The following is a 19,033-nucleotide window of genomic DNA, read 5'->3' as shown; positions in this document are numbered from 1 at the left end:
GGCTCGCTATCGTGACCGCATGACCGACCGCGTGCTCGCTCCCGAACCGCCCGCCGACGGCGCGAAGCCGAAGGGACCGGCCTCGTACTTCCCGAGCATCGAGAAGACCTACGGCCGTCCCGTCCAGGACTGGCTCGACCTCGCCGACGAGCGTCTGCGCTCCGAGCCGCACCTGCAGGTCGTCACCTGGCTGAAGACCGAGCACGGCCTGGGCCATGGCCACGCCAACGCGATCGTCGCCTACGTCCGGGCCGCCCGCGCCTGACCGGCCCGCCCGTCGTCCGCACAGGCTAGGCCCGCCGGCCTCCCCGGACCACCCGTCGTCGGCGCCCGCGCCGTGCGGGGATAATCGGGGCATGCGCGAAGACGACGATGTCGATCTGGTGATCGACGCGTGGGCCGGGGCCCTGCCCGACCTCGATCTCGCGCCTCTGGACGTCGTCTCCCGCCTCCGCCGCCTCAGCCCGCGCGTGCAGGAGGTGCGGCGGCAGTCCTTCGCCGTCAGCGATCTCGCCCCGTGGGAGTTCGAGCTCCTCTCGCTGCTGCGGCAGCGCGGGGAGGGCGGGATGACGCCCTCGGCACTGGCCACGCACCTCGCGCTGTCCAGCGGCAACCTCGCCAGCCGCGTCGACCGCCTCGGGGCCCGCGGGCTCGTGGTCCGCGAGCAGAACGCCGCCGACTCCCGCAGCAAGATCGTCTCGCTCACCCCGCGGGGCACGAAGCGGGTCGACGAGGCGATGCGCAATCTCGTCGCTGCCGAGGGCGAGGTGCTCGCCGACCTGGACGCCGCGCAGATGTCGGTCCTCATCGAGTGCCTGCGGCGGATCAGCGACACCCTCGACCGACTGCAATGACGCGCTACGCCCGACGAGCCTGAGAGGTCAAGCCCGTTCGGAGAGACGGGCACCGGACGTAGCGTGAAGCGTGCACGGTCGAGGCGTCAGCCACCCGTGCGGATGATCGCGAAAGCGGAGAGCACCATGACACAGATTTCTTCTATCCAACCCGCGCGATGGAGCCGGAACGGAGTCAGGATCGTCGTCGTTCCCGGGGCGGAGCTGCCCCGGTTCCGACTCGAGATCGACGCCCGACTGACCACCGCGCCCTCCCTCGTCCCCACCGGACCCTTCTCGACCGTCGAGGAGGCCGAGCGGGCCGCCGAGGTCGCCGCCGGCCTGCTGGGGGCGAAGATCCCGGCCTGAGCGCACACCCGTCGAGACGGCCGGATCAGCCCGCGAGCTCCGCGAGCGATCCGGTCGGGACCGCGATCCACCCCTCGGCCTCCGCCGCCTCCTGCAGTTCGGGAGGCACCGGCATGGTCGCGCCCAGGGCGTGGGCGCGGGCGTTGAGAGCGGCGACGACGGCGTCGAACGCGTCGTCGGAGCGGCTCATCAGCGCGAGCGCGGGCGCCGGCACATCGAGCCAGGGCGCGGCCCGTCGCAGCGACTCCGCGGCGAGCGCCACGGCCTCCGGTCGCGTCTTGTACCCCGTGGTGTCCACTCCCCAGAGCCGCAGCGCCGCCGCCGGGTACGCCTCGACGAGCCGTCCGCGCCCGGAGCGGTCGACGTCCTCCCCGCTCGCGGCGAAGGCGTCGAGCAGCTCCGCGCAGCGCATCGCGGTCATCCCGAGCCGGTCGGTCGAGACGCTGAGCGGCCAGCGGCCGGTGACCTCGCGCGCCACCCGGTCCGTCTCGCGGTACGCGAGGCGGCGGCGCCAGTCGCGTCCCGCGAGCGTCCGCGGCGAGACCTCCCGTCGCGTGTGCGCAGAGACGAACGCCGCGAACTCCACCGGCCAGCCGAACGCGCAGTCGATCCCGATGACCGCCGCGTCCCGTGACGCCTCGACGATCGTCGCGTCCTCGGCGCCGAGTACGAGCGAGCGGACGACGGCCCGGCCGCCGGAGAACTCGAGGGCGGCGAGAGCGGTGCGCACCGGCTCCGCAGCGAGGTCGACACCGATCGTGAGCACGGGGACAGGGTAGGCGCTCCGGCGCTACGCTCGAGCGATGACGCCGCCCGCTCCCTCCTCCCGGGCGGAGTCGGCCCGCGTGCCGGTCGCGCTCCTCCGCCTCCTCGTGGCCGCCGCCGTTCTGGTGGCCGTGATCGCGACGGCCGTCGACACCGCCTCTCGGACGCCGCTGAACCCGTTCAACTTCTTCGGCTTCTTCACCATCCAGAGCAACATCGTGCTGGCCGTCGTGCTCGGAGCCACCGCCGTGCTCGCGCTCCGCCGCCGTCCCGCGCCCGGCGGGCTCCTACTGGCGCGGGGTGCCTTCACCGGGTACATCATCGTCGTCGGCCTCGTGTACAACACCCTCCTCACCGATGTGGCGGGCGGAGTGGCGCTGCCGTGGGCCAACACCGTCATGCACGTGCTGTTCCCCGTCTACGGACTGCTCGACTGGCTGCTGCTCGCGGATCGCCCTCCGCTGCCGTGGCGCAGGCTCTGGCTGGTCGTGGTCTACCCGATCGTCTGGCTCGTCGTGGTGCTGATCCGCGGAGCGACGGACGGCTGGGTGCCCTATCCGTTCCTGGATCCCGCGACCGGGTACGGGCAGGTGTCGGTGTTCGTCGTCGGGATCGCGGTCGCGTTCCTCGCGTCGGGGGCGCTGGTCTGGGCGATGAGCCGGCTGCGGATCGTGCCGGTGGCAGGCGGCTGAGAGGACGCTCGCCTTCCAGACGGTTCCGCCCGCCGGACGACCGGATCCGCTGCCGTCGCGCACATCCGGCCCGTTCTGGGGTCACCCGTTCGGGGTCATCCGGGGCGCCGCTCCCCTAGCGTCAGCACCGACGGCTCCCCCACCGTCCTCCCCCTCGAGAACGGTCCCCCATGAGCCTCTCCCTCTCCCGCCCGCCGACCCCGAGCCGCCGCGTCCGCGCCCTCGCCGTCGGAGCCGCGCTCGCCCTCGCCGCCGCGCTGCTCCCGGCGCAGGCCGCCGCCGCCGCCACTCCCGCCACCCTCTCGGTGCTGAGCCTCGGCGACTCCATCACCCAGGCCTACGGGACCTGCGGCTCCTTCGCGGACTGCCCCCGCAACAACTGGTCCACCGGCACCAGCTCCTCCGTGAACTCCTTCGCCTCCCGCTTGCGGACCGCGCTCCCCGGCACCACCGTCACGACCGCGAACTTCGCCACCACCGGCGACGTCGTCGCGCAGGTCCCCTCGCGGATCGACGCCGCGGTCGCCGCTCGCGTGCGGCCGGACGTCGTCACCCTGCTCATCGGCGGCAACGACCTCTGCTCTCCCGACAACCGCGTCGCCTCCGACGGCTACACGATGACGCCGGCGAGCACGTTCCGCACCGGAGCCTCCGTCGCGATCACGAAGATCCGCACCACGTGGCCCTCCGCCCGCATCGTCCTCTCGTCGATGCCGAACGTGGCCTCCGAGTGGTCGGTCGTGAAGACCGGAGTCGGCGCGCTCGTCTGGGCGGGCGGCGACCTCTGCCGGACCACGCGCGGCGTCAGCTCCACCGGCCGCAGGCTCAGCAGCACCGCCGCGGCCGCCTCCGCCGCTGCCGCGAAGACGCGGACGACGCAGTACAACACCGCGCTGCAGACGGCGTGCAGCGCCGCCGGTCAGCTCTGCGACTGGGACGGCGGAGCGCTCACCGCGACCCCCGTCACCAAGGGCCTGATCGGGACCACCGACTACTTCCACCCGAGCGTCGCGGGTCAGGCGAAGATCGCCTCGATCCAGTGGGCGGCGTCGAACTTCTCGAAGTAGCGGCCTCCGGAGCGGCCGCTCACGCGTCGAGCGGCCGCTCACCCTCGCGGCGGCGACGCTGCTCCTCGGCGAGCCGCGCGTAGTGCGCCTCCTCGCGCTCGAGGTCGGCGAGCTGCTCCTCGGTGCTCTTCGGAGCGGGCCGCACCACCATCGGCGGCGGCGCCTGCTTCCGGCGGCGGGGCACTCGGCCGCCCGGCACGAAGGATCCGCCGTCGCCGCGCTTCCAGTCGTGCCCGAGCAGGAACCACAGCGAGACGCCGATGAGCGGGAGGAAGAAGATCAGCAGGATCCACACGATCTTGGGCAGGTTCTTGATGACGTTGTCCGGCTGCCGCACGACGTCGACCAGCGCGAGCACGGTCAGGACGATGATCACCAGCGAGAAGACGAACCCCATGCAGTCGAGGGTACGACGCCGAGGGCTCCCCGTCGCCGCTGTGCCGGCCGACGTCCGTGGCGCCTGCGGTCGAGGAGCGGCTCCGACGCATCCGCCCCGTGCCTCCGCGCTGTTCGGCGCCGATCCCGGGCACACGCCTGCTCCCCACGAACGCGTGCCACCATCGGACGATGACCGAGACGCCGCCCGCCCCCGCCTCGACGCCGGCGAGGAAGCGCCTGACCGCCGCGCGTCTCGCCCTGCTCGCCGGCCTCGCCCTCGCCGTCGCCGGACTCGCGGCCCTCGCGCTCGTGCCGCTGCAGTACGCGAACATCGACCGTCAGGGCTTCGACGACGTCTGCAGCGTCAGCCTGGGCGGCGTCCCGCCCGAGGCAGGCGACCTGGTCCGCGGCTTCTGGTCGTGGTGGCCGCTGGGCGCGGCGTGCGAATGGACGCTGCTCGACGGCACGACGGTGGTCGACCTCCCCGACTGGTCGACGACCGCCGTCGCGATCGTGGGGGCCGTGCTGCTCGTCGTCGGCGCGGCGCTCGCGATCGCGTCGCCGCTCCTCCGCCGGCGCGCTCCGGTCCCGTCCGTCTAGCGGTCGAAGAGGTTCCCGAGGTCGCCGAGCCCCGGCAGCTGGAAGTCGGAGCCGAACTCCGACACCTGCTCCCCCAGCCCGGACACGTGCTCACCCGCACCGGAGACGAACTCTCCCGCGCCGCCCGTGATGTCGCCGAAGTCGCCCAGGTCGCCGAACCCGCCGGCGAGGTTCTCGAAGTCCACGCCGAGGCCGGATGCCTGCGCGAGCAGCGGACCGGCGACGCTGCTGATCACGGCACCGCCCGCGACCGCCGCGAGCAGTCCGCCCGCCGCGCCGAGCCCGATGCCCGCCGCCGCTCCGACGCCGGCACCCGCGAGGGCGCCGCGGGTCCCCGGCTTCGAGAACATCTTCTTGAGGAACCCCGGATCGTTCGCCTCGCCGCGCGTCGCGGCGCGCGCCAGGTCCTCGGGGGCGGAGGACCGCGGCTGCTCGTTCGCGGGCAGCTCGTCGCGGAGCCGCGCCTCGACCTGTGTGCGCTGCGCCGTCGTCAGCTTCGCGAACGCGTCCCGGTGCACCTGCTCGAGCTGCTCGGGGTCGGCGGTGCGGAGGAGGTAGTCGTAGCGCGCGATCGCTGCGCGGTCTTCCTGCGTGACCACCGGCTGCTGCCCGGGCCGGGCGTCCTGCGGGCGCGCGGAGGGTCGCTGCGGTGAGCCGTACTGCTGAGGCGGCTGGGCCTGCCCGCTCCGCGAGTCGCCCGTCACCTTGTCGGCGGCGGTGCGCACGAGATCGCGCCAATCGGTCGTCCCGCTCGAGGACGACCCCGGGCCGCTCTTCGAATCGAGCGCCTTCGACGCCATGCCGAGAACGCGCTTGAACATGCTCACAGAGAACCTTCCGTCGAGTACCAGCCTCGATCATGGCGGCGCCGCCTGAGCGAAGGCCCGCGAGACGCCCTCAGAAGGCCGTGAGCGGTCGGCCGAAGGCCGTCCGGAGTCTTTCCCGGAGGGCGTCGTCGCAGACGTACACGTACGTGCCGAGCATCCCGCGGGTCAGCAGCACCGCGTAGATGTTGACGATGTACTGCAGGAGCTCGTCGTCGGTGTAGTCGCGGCCCATCCGTCCCGGGTTGTTCTCCTTGCCCTTCTTATCGTGGTAATCCGAGCGGGAGACCCTCAGCCGGCCCTTCTCGCTGTCCCACCTCAGGTCCGGGCCGATGACCACGCCCGCGTAGTTCAGGTCGTACCCCTGCACGGTGTGGATCGAGCCCATCTCATCGGCGGAGCCGGGCGACGCGATCCAGTCGACCTGCGTGCTGTTCCAGCGGAGCCGCTCTCCCTGGATCTCGATGTCGGCGGCTGACGGATCCTTCCGCGACGTCCAGCGCCACGCGTAGCCGGCGACCAGCCGCGCCAGACCGGTCTCCTCCTCCCGCTGCCGCAGGTCGCGCCGCAGGGCTCCGAAGTCGTCGTAGAAGCGGAGGTCGTACTCGCCGAGGTCCGGTCGCCGGGGGAGGTCTGCTGCCGTCGGATCGAGGACGGCGCGCACCCAGCCGACGTAGTCCGTTCCGGCGCGCACTCGCATCTGCGAGGTCAGACGGTGCAGGCGGCCGTCCTCCTGAGCGGATCGGATCAACGCGTCGATCGCGGGCCGCGGAAGGTCTGCCGGTCGGACCGACTGCGCCGCGTCGAGAAGGAGGATCTGGTGATCGCTCTTCGCGCGGATCCAGTCGAGCTGAGTCCGGGCGTGATCGTCGGAGCCGAACAGCGCAGTGGTGATGTCCGTGAACTTCTTGTTGAGGGAGCCCGACGGCTGGTTGGCCCGCTGATTGAGGCGGTGCGACTCGTCGACGACGAGGAGGTCCCAGCGTCCCGGGTCCTCACCGACCTGGAAGGGAGTGAGCACCATCTTCTCGTCGAGCCCTGTGGTCTTGGCGAAGACCTTCTTGATCGAGGAGCGCAAAGACTGCTGCGGCACGACGATCCCGACCCGCAGCCCGCGCAGCAGTTCGCGGGTGTCGGCGAAGAAGAAGTCCGAGAAGACGGAGTCGCCCTCGACGAGGTCGTCCAGCCGGTCCTCGCCGGGAGCCTCCTCGGCTCTGTCGATCCTCTCCGCGAACAGCCGGACGTCCGCGAGGAGCTTGAGGAGGTAGACGGCGACGATCGTCTTGCCCGTCCCCGGCTCTCCCTGAACGATCGACGTGGACTGCGTCTGCTTCCCGAGGTCCTCGACGAGCGCGTCGACGATTCCGACGACCGCCGCCGCCTGCTCGGAGGTGAGCGTCTTGAAGGGTGAAAGTTTGAACAGGTCGCTGTTCTCGATCTCGGCGATGCTCCGCGTGAACAGGCCTTCCAGGCGCAGCTGCTCGAAGATCTCGGCGAAACGGTCCTGGTAGGCCGCCCGGTCGTAGTAGTCGGAGTCGACGATCCCCTCATTGCGATTGAGGACGGCGAATCGACCTTCCGCGAAGAGCAGCTTGATCAGGAAGGACTCGAGATCGAGGCAGACCGACTTGTTGAACCTCGGATCGACGATCACGCGCGCCGTCTGGAGATCTACCTTGTCGATCGAGCCCAGGTGCTGCCGCAGCCGGCTCGCCGCGCTCCTCGTCTCTCCGACGTAGACCCGCGGAAGACGCCTCGCGCGGCGCTTGCTCTCGTCCAGGACGTAGACGACCGGCCAGTTCGAGCGGCGGTCGTCCGTCATCGCCCAGACCTTGACGGACGGCCCGTCGAAGACGATCCGCTCGATGTCAGAGGGCGTCATACCGGGCGCTGCTTCCCCGAGCCCTGTCCACCGGGTACTTCTCGCGCGTCCGCACGAGCTTCGACCGCACCAGGTCCTCGGGGTCGGCGCCGATCCTGTCCGCGAGCAGCAGGCAATAGGTGAGGACGTCCGCCAGCTCGGATCGGACGGCATCCCGGTCGGCGTCGGGGCCCCACTGGAAGCATTCGAGCAGTTCCCCCGCCTCGATGGCGATGCTCTTCGCCAGGTTCTCCTCCGAGTGGAACTGCGCCCACTCCCGCTCGGCGACGAACGCGGCGAGCTCGTCGCGCAACTCACGTGTGGTCATGGAGCGACGCTAGCGCAGGCCCTGCTTCCCGACACGGGCGGCAGCAAGGGCCGGCGGCCCGGGGCACCGAAGCTGCCGCACGCAGGACCAGCCACTATCAGGGCCGTTCGCCCGGCGTGCGTCGACCGCGGAGTGTGCCAGCGCTTACGGCGGGGCACCCGACCAAGTGAAGAAGCTCGTCAATCGGGTCTTCCTGGCGCGTGTTCTCGTTCACGCGAACGAGACCATCACCGTCGAGTTGAACGAGCCCTTCGCCACGATCGTCTCAACCGCCGTTCAGCTCGCAGCACACGAAAAAAGCACCACTCGAAAGAGTGGTGCTCGGAGCCTCAGCAGCTTCCTGGAAGCCGAGATCGGCGCCGTCTCGGCGTTTTTCTCTGGCAAGGGTCTTGGTGACGACACTGTGGTGCCCCTGGAGGGACTCGAACCCCCAACCTGCTCCTTAGGACGGAGTCGCTCTTCCATTGAGCTACAGAGGCTGGCCGAGCCAGTGTACCCGCCGTGCCCCGCCCCCCGCGAAGCGACGACAGGGCCTCACCACAACGCCAGCGAAGCACGCCGCGGGCCTCGTCGCGCTGACCGAGCGGCACGCACCTCTTGACACGGACGCCTCCCGCCTCCATGGTTAGTTACAACACCAACTAACCACCCAACCCAGCACCGAAGGAGCCCGCGTGGACGACTCCCGCCCGCTCTTCCTGCAGATCGCCGAGCAGATCGAGAACGACATCATCGACGGCGCGCTGCCGGAGGAGTCGCAGGTCCCGTCGACCAACGAGTTCGCCGCGTTCCACCGCATCAACCCGGCCACCGCCGGCAAGGGCGTGAACCTGCTCGTCGACGACGGGGTGCTCTACAAGAAGAGGGGGATCGGCATGTTCGTCGCCGAGGGGGCGCGCGACCGGCTGGTCGAGAAGCGCCGCACGCAGTTCCGCGACCAGTTCGTCGCTCCGCTGCTCGCCGAGGCCGCCAAGCTCGGCCTCAGCACCGAGCAGCTCGCCGACATGATCACAGAAGGGGGATCGCGATGAGCGCGGTCATCGAGGTCCACGACCTCACCAAGCACTACGGACGCATGCGCGCCGTCGACGGCATCGGCTTCGCGCTGGAGGAGAACCGCATCCACGGCCTCCTCGGCCGCAACGGCGCGGGCAAGACGACGCTGATGTCGCTGCTCACCGGCCAGGAGTTCGCCAGCTCGGGCGAGATCCGCGTCTTCGGGCAGTCGCCGGTGGAGAACGCCGCCGTCCTCTCCCGCACCTGCTTCATCAAGGAGAGCCAGAAGTACCCGGACGACTTCAAGGTGAAGCACGTCCTGCGCAGCGCTCCCTGGTTCTTCGACGGCTGGGACGAGGCGTTCGCCCGCGAGCTCGTCGAGGACTTCCGCCTCCCGGTCGACCGCAAGATCAAGAAGCTCTCCCGCGGACAGCTCTCGGCGATCGGAGTGATCGTCGGTCTCGCCTCCCGCGCCCCGCTCACGTTCTTCGACGAGCCGTACCTGGGGCTGGACGCCGTCGCCCGGCAGCTGTTCTACGACCGCCTCCTCCAGGACTTCGCCGAGCACCCGCGCACGGTCGTCCTCTCCACCCACCTCATCGACGAGGTCAGCAGTCTGCTCGAGCACGTCCTCGTCATCGATCAGGGCCGCCTCGTCGTCGACAGTGACGCGGAGGAGCTGCGGGGTGCTGCGGCAACGGTCATCGGACCCCGGCAGGCCGTCGAGTCGTTCACCGCCGGACGCGAGGTCATCGCCCGCTCCGCTCTCGGCAGCCGCGCCTCGGCCACGCTCCCCCGGCTCGACGACGCGGGCCGCGCCTCCGCCGCCCGCCACGGGCTCGAGCTCGAGTCCGTCCCCCTCCAGCAGCTCGTCGTCCAGCTCACCACCGGGAAGGCCTCGGAATGACCGCCGTCACCGGCGCCCCCGCGCGCCACGACACCGCCGCCGGCCGCCTCGGCAGCATCGTCCGCCTGCACTTCGCGAACCCCGCCACCATCCTCTACACGCCGCTGATCATCACGGCCGTCATCCTGTCGGGCAACCTGGTCGTCTGGTGGCTGATCCTCCGCGGGCTCGACTCCGGCGAGCGCCTCGAGGCGCAGGAGGGGATGACCTACTCCGGTGCGTCCTTCTTCCTCTTCGTCTACATGATGGTCGTGGCCGTCCAGTCGGTGAACGTCACCTTCGGCCTCGCCCTCGGCTACGGCGCCACCCGCCGCGACTTCTCCCTCGGTACGGCCCTCACCTTCGTCGCCCTCTCGGTCTTCTACACCGGCGTCTTCGTGGTCCTCGGGATCGTGGAGCGGGCGACCGACGGCTGGGGCTTCGGCGGCAGCTTCTTCCGCTCGATCTACTTCGGCGGGGACTCCGTGGGCGAGCAGGCCGTCGCGGTGCTCTGCGCCCTGCTCTTCTTCTTCTTCATCGGAGCGGCGACGGCGGCGGTCTACGTGCGCTGGCGCCAGCGCGGGATGCTCCTCTTCTTCGGGATCCTCGGCGCCCTCCTGCTGGCCGTGATCACCCTCCTCACGCTCACCGAGAACTGGCCCGCCGTCGGCTCCTTCTTCGGCAGCGTCGGATACGCGGGCGGCTACGCCCTCTCGCTCATCCCGACCGCGATCGCCGGAGTCGCGGGCTGGGCGATCCTCCGCCGCGCCACCCCGCGCAGCAGCTGACACCACCGCCACCGATCCGAGAGGACCGACCATGACCGCCCCCGCCCGCCGCTCCGCCTCCTCGCGGAGGATCCTCTCCGTTCTGAGGCTCCACCTCGCCCACCCCGGGACGGTCCTCGGCTGGCCGCTGCTCGTCCTGCTCGCCGTCCTCGCCGGCAACCTCGTGATCTGGTGGCTCGTCCTCCGCGGGATCGGGGCCGAGCGGGGCGGCGGCGACTCCGGCATCCTCCTCGTGGGGCCGGGGATGCTGATCGTCGTCTTCCTCTTCATCGGCTCCATCCAGGCCACGACCGCCACCTTCGGGCTGGCGCTGAGCTACGGAGCGACCCGACGCGACCACGTCCTCGGCAGCGCCCTCGCCTTCGCGGCCCTGTCGGTGCTCTGGGCGGCGATCGTCGTGGTACTCGGGGTGCTCGAGGAGGCGACCGGGGGCTGGGGGCTGGGTGGCGCGCTCTTCCTCGCCTCCCCCCTCGACGGTCCGTGGCACGAGCGCTTCGTCGTCCTGCTCTGCTCCCTCCTCGCCGCCTTCGCCCTCGGGGGAGCAGCGGGAGCGGTCTTCCTCCGCTGGCGGGAGCGCGGGGTGACGGCCTTCCTCCTCGCCCTCGGAGCGGTGGCACTCGCGGTGGTCGTCGTCGTCGCTCTCGCCGGGGGCCGGCCGGTCGTGGTGGACGTCCTCGAGAGCGCGGGCACCGCCGGAGCCGCCGCTCTGCTCCTCGTCCCCGCCGCGCTCCTGACGGCGGTCGGCTCGCTGGTCCTCCGCCGGGCGACGCCGCGCGGCTGACCCCCTCCGGAGCCGGGCCTGCAAGGCCCTTCCGCCCCGGGCGTCCGGATGCCAGCGTGGGCACATGGCCGACTCCCCCGCTCCGTCCCTCCTGCCCGTCCCCGAGCACAGCTGGATCGCCCGACCCGCCGACGCCGAGCTGACGCAGGACACTCTCGACACCGTCGACGCCTGGTGGCGCGCCGCGAACTACCTCGCGGTCGGGCAGATCTACCTGCTCGCGAACCCGCTCCTGAAGACCCCGCTGAGCCGGGAGGACATCAAGCCCCGTCTGCTCGGCCACTGGGGCACCACCCCCGGCCTCAACCTGATCTACGCGCACCTGAACCGCGCGATCCGCGAGCGCCGCCAGCCGACCCTCTACATCACCGGTCCCGGCCACGGCGGACCGGGCATGGTCGCCAACGCCTACCTCGACGGCACCTACAGCGAGATCTACTCCCACATCGACGAGTCGGAGGAGGGGCTGCGCCGCCTCTTCCGCCAGTTCAGCTTCCCCGGGGGCATCCCCAGCCACGCCGCCCCCGAGACTCCGGGCAGCATCCACGAGGGCGGAGAGCTCGGGTACGCGCTGAGCCACGCGTACGGAGCGGCCTTCGACAACCCGGACCTCCTGGTCGCGGCGGTCGTCGGCGACGGCGAGGCCGAGACCGGCCCGCTCGCCACCAGCTGGCACTCCAACAAGTTCGTGAACCCGCTCACCGACGGCGTCGTCCTGCCGATCCTGCACCTCAACGGCTGGAAGATCGCGAACCCGACCGTCCTCGCCCGGATCCCGCAGGAGGAGCTCGACAGCCTCCTCCGCGGGTACGGCCACGAGCCGTTCCTCGTCGAGGGCGGCTTCGACGGCGAGGACCCGATGCGCGTGCACGAGCGGTTCGCCGACGTCCTGGACACGGTGCTCGACCGCATCGCGGCGATCAAGGAGCGCGCCGCCGCCGGCGACCTCTCACGCCCGGCCTGGCCGATGATCGTGCTGAAGACCCCGAAGGGCTGGACCTGCCCGACCGAGATCGACGGCGTCCAGGTGGAGGGCACCTACCGCTCGCACCAGGTCCCGCTGCCCAACGCCCGCGACACCGAGGCGCACACCCGCCTCCTCGAGGACTGGCTCCGCTCCTACCGGCCCGAGGAGCTCTTCACCGAGGAGGGCGGCGTGGTCGACCGCGTCCGCTCGCTGGCCCCCGAGGGCGAGCTGCGGATGAGCGCGACCCCGCACGCGAACGGCGGGCTGCTGCGGCAGACCCTCGACCTGCCCGACTTCCGCCGCTACGAGGTCGTCGTGGAGCAGCCGGGTGGCACCGTCGCGGAGGCGACGAAGGTGCTCGGCGAATGGCTCGCCGACGTCATCCGCGCCAACCCGACCAACTTCCGCCTCTTCGGGCCGGACGAGGTCGCGAGCAACCGGCTGCAGTCCGTCTACGCCGCCACCGACAAGCAGTGGGACGCCGAGCTCAGCCCCCTCGACGACCACCTGGCCCGCGCCGGGCGGGTCATGGAGGTGCTCTCGGAGCACCAGTGCCAGGGCTGGCTGGAGGGCTACCTGCTCACCGGCCGCCACGGGCTCTTCACCTGCTACGAGGCGTTCATCCACATCATCGACTCGATGTTCAACCAGCACGCGAAGTGGCTGGACGGCACCCGCGACATCGAGTGGCGCCGCCCGATCGCGAGCCTCAACTACCTGCTCTCGAGCCACGTCTGGCGCCAGGACCACAACGGCTTCAGCCACCAGGACCCCGGCTTCATCGACCACGTCGTCAACAAGAAGCCCGAGGTCGTGCGCGTCTACCTGCCCTTCGACGCGAACACGCTCCTCTCGACCTACGACCACTGCCTCCGGAGCGTCGACTACGTCAACGTGGTCGTCGCCGGGAAGCAGCCCTCGCCCCAGTGGCTCACGATGGCGGAGGCGGTCGCCCACTGCACGCGCGGACTCGGCATCCTGGAGTGGGCGAGCAGCGAGCGGCAGGGCGAGTCCCCGGACGTCGTGCTCGCCTGCGCGGGCGACGTGCCGACCCTCGAGACCCTCGCGGCGGTGAGCATCCTCCGCGAGAAGCTGCCGGACCTCGCGATCCGCACGGTCAACGTGGTCGATCTGATGCGCCTGATGTCGGAGTCGGAGCACCCGCACGGCCTCTCCGACCGCGAGTTCGATGCGGTCTTCACCCCCGACCGCCCGATCGTGTTCGCGTACCACGGCTATCCGTGGCTCATCCACCGCCTGACCTACAAGCGGACCGGCCACGGCAACCTGCACGTGCGCGGGTACAAGGAGAACGGCACCACCACCACTCCGTTCGACATGGTGATGCTCAACGACCTCGACCGCTACTCGCTGGTGATCGACGTCATCGACCGGACCCCCGGCCTCGGCGCCCGCGCCGCCGGTCTCCGCCAGGAGATGCAGGACGCCCGCATCCGCGCCCGCGCCTATACCCGCGAGCACGGCGAGGACATCCCCGAGGTCGCGAACTGGACCTGGGCCGGCGAGCGCCCCGGCAACGCCAGCGCCAACACCGGCAACGACAACGAATGACGCGGCGCGAGGGACGACCTCAGCGGCGTTGTCGTCAGGCGCGATACCGCCGGTATCGCTTCCTCCTCCGCCTTGCCGAGCCCGCCCCTCGCACCGCGTCCACTCGAACGGCGGAACGTCGTCATCGGATATCCGCGGGGGCGATGCCGACTCCGCAGCGTCAGGCGGCGGGAGCCAGGTAGTCGTCCCAGTCGGGCTGCGTCCGCTCCGCGCCGCGCACGAGCCAGGAGCCGGCGCGCGGCATCCGGGGGACGGTGCGCAGACGCCATCCCATCTCGTGCGGGGTGCGGTCGCTCTTGACGTTGTTGCAGCGCTGGCAGCAGGCGACGAGGTTCTCCCACGTGTCCCGGCCCCCGCGCGACTTGGGCTGGATGTGGTCGATCGTCGCCGCGTGCTGACCGCAGTAGCCGCAGCGGTGGTTGTCCCGGCGGAGCACGCCCCGGCGCGACACCGGCACGCTCCGGCCGCTCGGGATGCGCACGTACCGGGTCAGCACGATCACCGAGGGCCGCACGTGGTCGCCGTGCGCGCTGTGCACCGGATTGCCCTCGTCCGCGGCGATCACGGTCGCCTTCTCCGTCATCAGCAGGACCAGGGCCCGCTTGAACGACACCACCGCGAGCGGCTCGTAGCCGGCGTTGAGAACCAGAGTGCGCATCAGTGACCTCCGTGCTGTCGCACGCCGTCACGCGAAAGCGCCGCGACCACGAGCAAGGGCGCCGTCGTGATGACGGCGCCCTGCGAGGCCGCGGCGGAGTGCCGCGCGATGACGTGGAGTCGTATCCGCGTGTCGGAGGAGTGCACCGCCGCGGTGAGGACCCGCGCGCGTATCGAATCGGCCGGCCGCACGCACGAGCGCAGCCCCACGCTGTGGCGCCCGCTCCGCTCGGCCATCCCGGCACTCCGTCCCTCGACGAATCGATCCGCTCGCCACGCGAGCGGACTGGGGTTCAGGTTAACCCTTCACGCCCGGAACACCAGGGGTCGGTCCGGATTCGTCACGCGGCGTTCACACGGCGGGACGACGAGAGCCCGCCCCCTCCAGGAGGGGACGGGCTCTCGAGCGGACAGACCGGATCAGCCGTTGATGCGCACGATCCGGTAGTCGGAGGTCCACAGCGGCTGCACGCGGACGCTCGCGCCCTCGTACGGCGCGTGCAGGATGTTGCCGTTGCCCGCGTAGAAGCCGTCGTGGCCGTCCATGATGACGAGGTCGCCGGGCTGCGCGTCGGCGAGCGAGACGGGGGTGCCCATGGCGCCCTGGCCCGCGGCCGAGTGCGGCATCGAGATGCCGTACTGGGCGAAGACGTACATCACGAAGCCGGAGCAGTCGAAGCCGCTCGGGTCGGCTCCGCCGAAGACGTAGGGCACGCCCTGGTACTGCATCGCCGTGTTGAACACCGCCGAGAGGCTGTAGCTGGTGGTCGGGGCGGCGGCCGCGATCTCGCTGGCCGAGGCGCCGGAGTAGGAGTTGAACTCCTCGGCGGTCTCGGCGCGCGCCTCGGCGACGTCGCTCGTGTCGACGACGGGCTCGGCCACCACGACGGGCTCGGGCTCCGGTGCGGGCGGCGGGGGCGCCGCCTCGGCCGAGAAGCCGTCGCGGGCGATCGCGGCCTGCACCACTCCGCCGTCGACGGCGACGGTCTGCGCGGAGCCCTGGCGGAGGAGGTCGGCTCGCGTCGCCGCGAACAGGCCGTCGTCCTGGCTGCCCGGAGTGAAGGCGTAGGCGGGGAGCGCCATCGTCGCGACCAGCGCGCCGGCGAAGCCGACCATCGCGACCTTGCCGACGACACGGCCCCGGCGCTTGCGCGGGGTCCCGGCCGGCGACGGCACGAAGTCGGTGATGTCCGCGCGGCGGGCAGGAGCTGCGGGAACGGCGCGACGGGAGACGGGTGCGTCCCCGTGGATCCGGGCGCGGATGACCGGGGGCCGGTTCTCGAAGGTCGCGTCGCCGGAGCGGTCGGGGTGGTTGGAGCGGAACCGGTCGGGTGAGCCGGCGTCCTCGTTCGGGGTGAGGGGGTTCTGGGGCAAGGGGGAGATCCTCCGACGTCCCCTCAGCCCAGGCAGCTGTCCCGTCTCATGCACGAAGCATCGGTGTGCACAGGATCCGAGACGGGTGTGGGGGCGTCGGATCCCGCGCCCTGGGACCGAGGCTCGGCCGCAGGGCTCCACAGAGCGTAAGCGACCGTTACCGATTTGTCACCTTCTCGGCGGGAAGAGACCGCTCTCCCGTTCGCCTCCGGTCACCGGATGCGGTAAGGGCCCGTACGGGCCACTCCCAGGGAGGCGCGGGTCAGACGACGAGGAAGATGTGCGCCGCGACCTCGTTGGGCAGCTCGATGCCCGCCTCGGCTCCGTCGATGCGCGCGAGCACGTAGCCGTTGAGGGCCGAGAACTCGCCCTCGGCACCGGGCACGACCCCGGCCTGCTTGAGCTGGAGGAGGAGCTCCGGATCGACCTGCGCCGGCTCGCCGAGGCGTCGGACGACGCCGCGGCGGGGCTCGCTCGACCCCGCGACGAAGCGCGGCAGGCTGATGACGCCGTCGGCGAAGCGGGAGGCGGGGGTGTCGCCGAGCTCGTCCAGGCCCGGGATCGGATTGCCGTAGGGCGACTCCGTCGGGTGGTCGAGCATCTCGAGGAGACGGCGCTCGACCTGCTCGCTCATCACGTGCTCCCAGCGGCAGGCCTCCTCGTGCACGAACTCCCAGTCGAGCTTGATGACGTCGTGGAGGAGCCGCTCGGCGAGGCGGTGCTTGCGCATGACGTGGATCGCCTTGCGGCGGCCGTCGGAGGTGAGCTCGAGGTGGCGGTCGCCCGAGACGACGACGAGGCCGTCGCGCTCCATGCGACCGACGGTCTGCGACACGGTCGGCCCGGAGTGGCTGAGCCGCTCCGAGATGCGCGCGCGCAGCGGGATGATGTTCTCCTCCTCGAGCTCGAGGATGGTGCGCAGGTACATCTCGGTGGTGTCGATCAGATCCGTCATCTCAGCCTTCCCGTCTCGGCGCGCTCCACCCTAGTGGTCGCCACGACGCAGCATCGGCGCTGCGGCGCGACTCAGGCCTCCGTCGCTCGGAGGAGGGGTGCGGGCCGGGAACCCTAGTATTAACGCATGCCGGACCTCACCATTCCTCGCGAGCTGCTCCCCCACGACGGACGGTTCGGCTGCGGCCCGTCCAAGGTGCGGCACGACCAGCTCGCCCACCTCGCGACGCAGGGCGCGCACCTCCTCGGGACCTCGCACCGCCAGGCGCCCGTCAAGGACCTCGTCGGGCGCGTGCGCGAGCATCTCGCCACGCTGTTCCGCATCCCCGACGGCTACGAGGTCCTGCTGGGCAACGGCGGCTCGACCGCCTTCTGGGACGCCGCGGCCTTCTCCCTCATCGAGCGCCGCGCCGAGAACCTCACGTTCGGCGAGTTCGGCCAGAAGTTCGCGGCCGCCGCCTCCGCGCCGTTCCTCGAGCCGGCCCACGTCGTCTCCGCCCCCGCGGGGTCCCGGAGCGAGGTCGAGGTCGTCGAGGGGATCGACGTGTACGCGTGGCCCCACAACGAGACGAGCACCGGAGTGATGGCCTCCGTCCGCCGGGTCCGCGGCGACGAGGGCGCGCTCACCGTCATCGATGCCACCAGCGCGGCGGGCGGCATCGACGTCGACATCGCCGAGGCCGACGTCTACTACTTCGCCCCGCAGAAGAACTTCGCCTCCGACGGCGGACTCTGGTTCGGCCTCTTCTCCCCCGCCGCGATCGAGCGGATCGAGCGCATCGCGGCGAGCGGCCGCTACATCCCCGAGTTCCTGAGCCTCAAGAACGCCGTCGACAACTCGCGCCTGAACCAGACGCTGAACACTCCGGCGCTCTCGACCCTCCTGCTGATGGAGTCGCAGCTCGAGTGGATGAACGCCTCGGGCGGCCTGGCCTGGGCGTCGGCGCGCACGGCCGAGTCCTCCTCCGCGATCTACGACTGGGCCGAGGCCTCGAGCCTCGCCACCCCGTTCGTCGAGGTGCCCGAGCACCGCTCCCAGGTCGTCGCGACCGTCGACTTCGACGCCTCCGTCGATGCCGCTCTCGTCGCGAAGATCCTCCGCGCGAACGGGATCGTCGACACGGAGCCGTACCGCAAGCTCGGCCGCAACCAGCTGCGCGTGGCGACGTTCGTCGCGATCGAGCCGGACGACGTCCGCTCGCTGCTCGGCTGCATCGACCACGTCCTCGAGCGCCTGGCGGTCTGAGGCACGCCATGCGGCTGTGGCTGCGCGAGGAGGAGCGGCGGCCCGCGCCGCCGCCCTACGCGAGCGACGACGCGACGGCTCTGCTGGTCGGGTGCGTCGTCTGGGCGGTCGCGCTCGTGGCCGTGCTCGTGGCGACGGCCGTCGGAGCCGTCATCGAGCCGGTCGTCCTGTCGACCGTCGTGATCGGACTGGTCCTCGGCACGATCGGGCTTTTCTACAGCCGCAACCGCCGCTAGACCGCGTCGGTCTCCATCCGGAGTCCGGTGCCGTCGGCCTCGGGCTCGAGACGGACGCGCAGGCCGGTGAACTCGCCGAGGCGCTCGACGTGGGTGCCGCCGCACGCGATCGCGGCGTCCCCCGCGGGGAGGGTGCAGCGCCAGGTCCGCCGCGTGCTGAGGAGGTCGTCGTCGCGCTCGATGCGCACCTCCGCGTCCGAGGCGATCCACTCGGCGAGGAGGGCGTTCACCCGCTCCTGCACCTCGAGGATCTCCGCCAGCAGGCGGGCGGTGTCCATCCCGCTGCGTCGGAGGGACTTACCGAGGCGGTAGACGTCGGTGGAGCCGGACTCGCGGATCCGCGAGGTCTGGATCGCCGCCTGGTCGAAGTCCGGGTTGCCCAGGGCGTCGGTGCGCGCCGGCTTCGACCAGAACGAGGCCAGAGCGGCGTTCAGGGCGAGGGAGGCGAGGTGGCAGGCGGTGTGCCCACGGGAGAGCTCGTGCCGGTGCTCCGCGTCGACCTCCACGTCGACCTCGTCGTCCACGTGGAGTGAGGAGGCGTCGTCGACGATGTGGACGACGACGCAGCTCCACTCCGGAGTGCCGAGCCGCGCCGGGAGCCGCGCGCCGACGTGCAGCTCGCCGCCCTGCCACGCCCCGATGCGGCAGTCGATGAGGGGATGCCGCTCCCCCGCCACGACCAGCGCGCCGCGGTCGGGCCCCTGGTCGGGCCAGGTCGGGTCGACGGGGTGAGCGGAGGTCGCATCGAGGACGACCGCCCAGCGGCCGTCCTCCAGCCGGCCCACGTGCTGCACGCGCCCGGAGGAGCGCATGGCGCCGTCGGGATAAGCGATGCGGGTGTCGGAGTCGATGCTCATCG

At 71.3% G+C, this 19,033-nt stretch carries 22 protein-coding genes and 1 tRNA gene; 13 read left to right on the top strand and 10 right to left on the bottom strand.

What is annotated here, in order from left to right:
* The first annotated feature begins 19 nt into the window (after window positions 1-19).
* The 3 genes from GTU71_RS01180 (at window position 20) to GTU71_RS01170 (ending at window position 1,202) form a co-directional block, all read left to right on the top strand.
* Entirely contained in the window at window positions 20-265 is a 246-nt protein-coding gene (locus GTU71_RS01180) for a DUF4287 domain-containing protein (RefSeq protein ID WP_159939122.1), read from the top strand.
* Between the two features lie 91 nt (window positions 266-356).
* The gene (locus GTU71_RS01175) at window positions 357-854 is read left to right on the top strand and encodes a MarR family transcriptional regulator (protein WP_104261110.1); all 498 of its coding nucleotides are present in this window, start codon (window positions 357-359) and stop codon (window positions 852-854) included.
* 126 nt (window positions 855-980) lie between these two features.
* Entirely contained in the window at window positions 981-1,202 is a 222-nt protein-coding gene (locus GTU71_RS01170; RefSeq protein WP_146076606.1) for a hypothetical protein, read from the top strand.
* 25 nt (window positions 1,203-1,227) lie between these two features.
* On the opposite strand, the gene GTU71_RS01165 is transcribed toward GTU71_RS01170, so the two are convergent.
* Window positions 1,228-1,968, bottom strand: coding sequence for a DUF429 domain-containing protein (locus tag GTU71_RS01165; RefSeq protein ID WP_104225057.1), 741 nt, complete (start codon window positions 1,966-1,968; stop codon window positions 1,228-1,230).
* 37 nt (window positions 1,969-2,005) lie between these two features.
* On the opposite strand from GTU71_RS01165, the gene GTU71_RS01160 reads away from it, so the two are divergent.
* A complete protein-coding gene (locus GTU71_RS01160) occupies window positions 2,006-2,659 on the top strand; it encodes a Pr6Pr family membrane protein (protein WP_104238344.1) in 654 nt (217 codons plus the stop codon).
* A 170-nt stretch (window positions 2,660-2,829) separates the two neighbouring features.
* Window positions 2,830-3,726 (top strand): GDSL-type esterase/lipase family protein, encoded by an 897-nt coding sequence (locus GTU71_RS01155; RefSeq protein ID WP_159939121.1) that lies wholly within the window; start codon window positions 2,830-2,832, stop codon window positions 3,724-3,726.
* 19 nt (window positions 3,727-3,745) lie between these two features.
* Here GTU71_RS01155 and GTU71_RS01150 read toward each other — a convergent pair whose 3' ends face one another.
* A complete protein-coding gene (locus GTU71_RS01150; RefSeq protein WP_104273107.1) occupies window positions 3,746-4,123 on the bottom strand; it encodes a PLD nuclease N-terminal domain-containing protein in 378 nt (125 codons plus the stop codon).
* 170 nt (window positions 4,124-4,293) lie between these two features.
* On the opposite strand from GTU71_RS01150, the gene GTU71_RS01145 reads away from it, so the two are divergent.
* Window positions 4,294-4,704 carry a hypothetical protein gene (locus tag GTU71_RS01145; RefSeq protein WP_104291646.1) on the top strand — a complete coding sequence of 137 codons (411 nt, stop codon included), beginning with the start codon at window positions 4,294-4,296 and terminating at the stop codon, window positions 4,702-4,704.
* Here GTU71_RS01145 and GTU71_RS01140 read toward each other — a convergent pair.
* The 4 genes from GTU71_RS01140 to GTU71_RS01125 form a co-directional block, all read right to left on the bottom strand.
* Window positions 4,701-5,525: a hypothetical protein gene (locus GTU71_RS01140; RefSeq protein ID WP_244230599.1), complete on the bottom strand. Its 825-nt coding sequence runs from the start codon at window positions 5,523-5,525 to the stop codon at window positions 4,701-4,703. The two genes, GTU71_RS01145 and GTU71_RS01140, sit on opposite strands and share 4 nt — an antisense overlap.
* Window positions 5,526-5,601: 76 nt before the next feature.
* Window positions 5,602-7,410, bottom strand: a complete 1,809-nt coding sequence (locus GTU71_RS01135; protein ID WP_159939119.1) for a DUF2075 domain-containing protein — start codon at window positions 7,408-7,410, stop codon at window positions 5,602-5,604.
* Window positions 7,397-7,717: a nucleotide pyrophosphohydrolase gene (locus GTU71_RS01130; protein ID WP_159939118.1), complete on the bottom strand. Its 321-nt coding sequence runs from the start codon at window positions 7,715-7,717 to the stop codon at window positions 7,397-7,399. The genes GTU71_RS01135 and GTU71_RS01130 overlap by 14 nt, the downstream gene beginning before the upstream one ends.
* A 404-nt stretch (window positions 7,718-8,121) precedes the next feature.
* Window positions 8,122-8,196 (bottom strand) — tRNA-Arg (locus GTU71_RS01125).
* 195 nt (window positions 8,197-8,391) lie between these two features.
* Here GTU71_RS01125 and GTU71_RS01120 point away from each other — a divergent pair.
* The 5 genes from GTU71_RS01120 (at window position 8,392) to GTU71_RS01100 (ending at window position 13,707) form a co-directional block, all read left to right on the top strand.
* Window positions 8,392-8,748: a GntR family transcriptional regulator gene (locus tag GTU71_RS01120; RefSeq protein WP_104224613.1), complete on the top strand. Its 357-nt coding sequence runs from the start codon at window positions 8,392-8,394 to the stop codon at window positions 8,746-8,748.
* A complete protein-coding gene (locus GTU71_RS01115; protein ID WP_104224612.1) occupies window positions 8,745-9,620 on the top strand; it encodes an ABC transporter ATP-binding protein in 876 nt (291 codons plus the stop codon). The genes GTU71_RS01120 and GTU71_RS01115 overlap by 4 nt, the downstream gene beginning before the upstream one ends.
* Complete coding sequence (locus GTU71_RS01110) at window positions 9,617-10,387, top strand: ABC transporter permease (RefSeq protein ID WP_159939117.1); 771 nt, start codon at window positions 9,617-9,619, stop codon at window positions 10,385-10,387. Before GTU71_RS01115 ends, GTU71_RS01110 begins: the two co-directional genes overlap by 4 nt.
* A gap of 31 nt (window positions 10,388-10,418) precedes the next feature.
* Window positions 10,419-11,168: a hypothetical protein gene (locus GTU71_RS01105; RefSeq protein ID WP_159939116.1), complete on the top strand. Its 750-nt coding sequence runs from the start codon at window positions 10,419-10,421 to the stop codon at window positions 11,166-11,168.
* Window positions 11,169-11,232: 64 nt separating this feature from the next.
* Window positions 11,233-13,707, top strand: coding sequence for a phosphoketolase family protein (locus GTU71_RS01100; RefSeq protein ID WP_159939115.1), 2,475 nt, complete (start codon window positions 11,233-11,235; stop codon window positions 13,705-13,707).
* Between the two features lie 160 nt (window positions 13,708-13,867).
* On the opposite strand, the gene GTU71_RS01095 is transcribed toward GTU71_RS01100, so the two are convergent.
* From GTU71_RS01095 to GTU71_RS01085, 3 genes are all read right to left on the bottom strand, one after another.
* The gene (locus tag GTU71_RS01095; protein ID WP_104224608.1) at window positions 13,868-14,365 is read right to left on the bottom strand and encodes an HNH endonuclease; all 498 of its coding nucleotides are present in this window, start codon (window positions 14,363-14,365) and stop codon (window positions 13,868-13,870) included.
* Between the two features lie 419 nt (window positions 14,366-14,784).
* Window positions 14,785-15,738 (bottom strand): C40 family peptidase, encoded by a 954-nt coding sequence (locus tag GTU71_RS01090; RefSeq protein WP_244230598.1) that lies wholly within the window; start codon window positions 15,736-15,738, stop codon window positions 14,785-14,787.
* A gap of 262 nt (window positions 15,739-16,000) precedes the next feature.
* On the bottom strand, window positions 16,001-16,693 hold the full coding sequence (locus GTU71_RS01085) for a metal-dependent transcriptional regulator (RefSeq protein WP_104224606.1): 693 nt from the start codon (window positions 16,691-16,693) through the stop codon (window positions 16,001-16,003).
* A gap of 126 nt (window positions 16,694-16,819) precedes the next feature.
* Here GTU71_RS01085 and serC point away from each other — a divergent pair, with 126 nt between their 5' ends.
* Window positions 16,820-17,938: a phosphoserine transaminase gene (gene serC / locus GTU71_RS01080; protein ID WP_104346440.1), complete on the top strand. Its 1,119-nt coding sequence runs from the start codon at window positions 16,820-16,822 to the stop codon at window positions 17,936-17,938.
* Window positions 17,939-17,946: 8 nt separating this feature from the next.
* Window positions 17,947-18,174: a DUF2530 domain-containing protein gene (locus GTU71_RS01075; RefSeq protein WP_104224604.1), complete on the top strand. Its 228-nt coding sequence runs from the start codon at window positions 17,947-17,949 to the stop codon at window positions 18,172-18,174.
* Here the strand turns inward: GTU71_RS01075 and GTU71_RS01070 are convergent.
* A complete protein-coding gene (locus GTU71_RS01070; protein WP_159939114.1) occupies window positions 18,171-19,031 on the bottom strand; it encodes a metal-dependent hydrolase in 861 nt (286 codons plus the stop codon). The genes GTU71_RS01075 and GTU71_RS01070 overlap by 4 nt on opposite strands.
* Window positions 19,032-19,033: the final 2 nt, after the last annotated feature.

Source organism: Rathayibacter sp. VKM Ac-2762 (assembly GCF_009866585.1).
Taxonomy (GTDB): Bacteria; Actinomycetota; Actinomycetes; order Actinomycetales; family Microbacteriaceae; genus Rathayibacter.
This window is presented reverse-complemented; position numbering and strand designations above follow the sequence as displayed.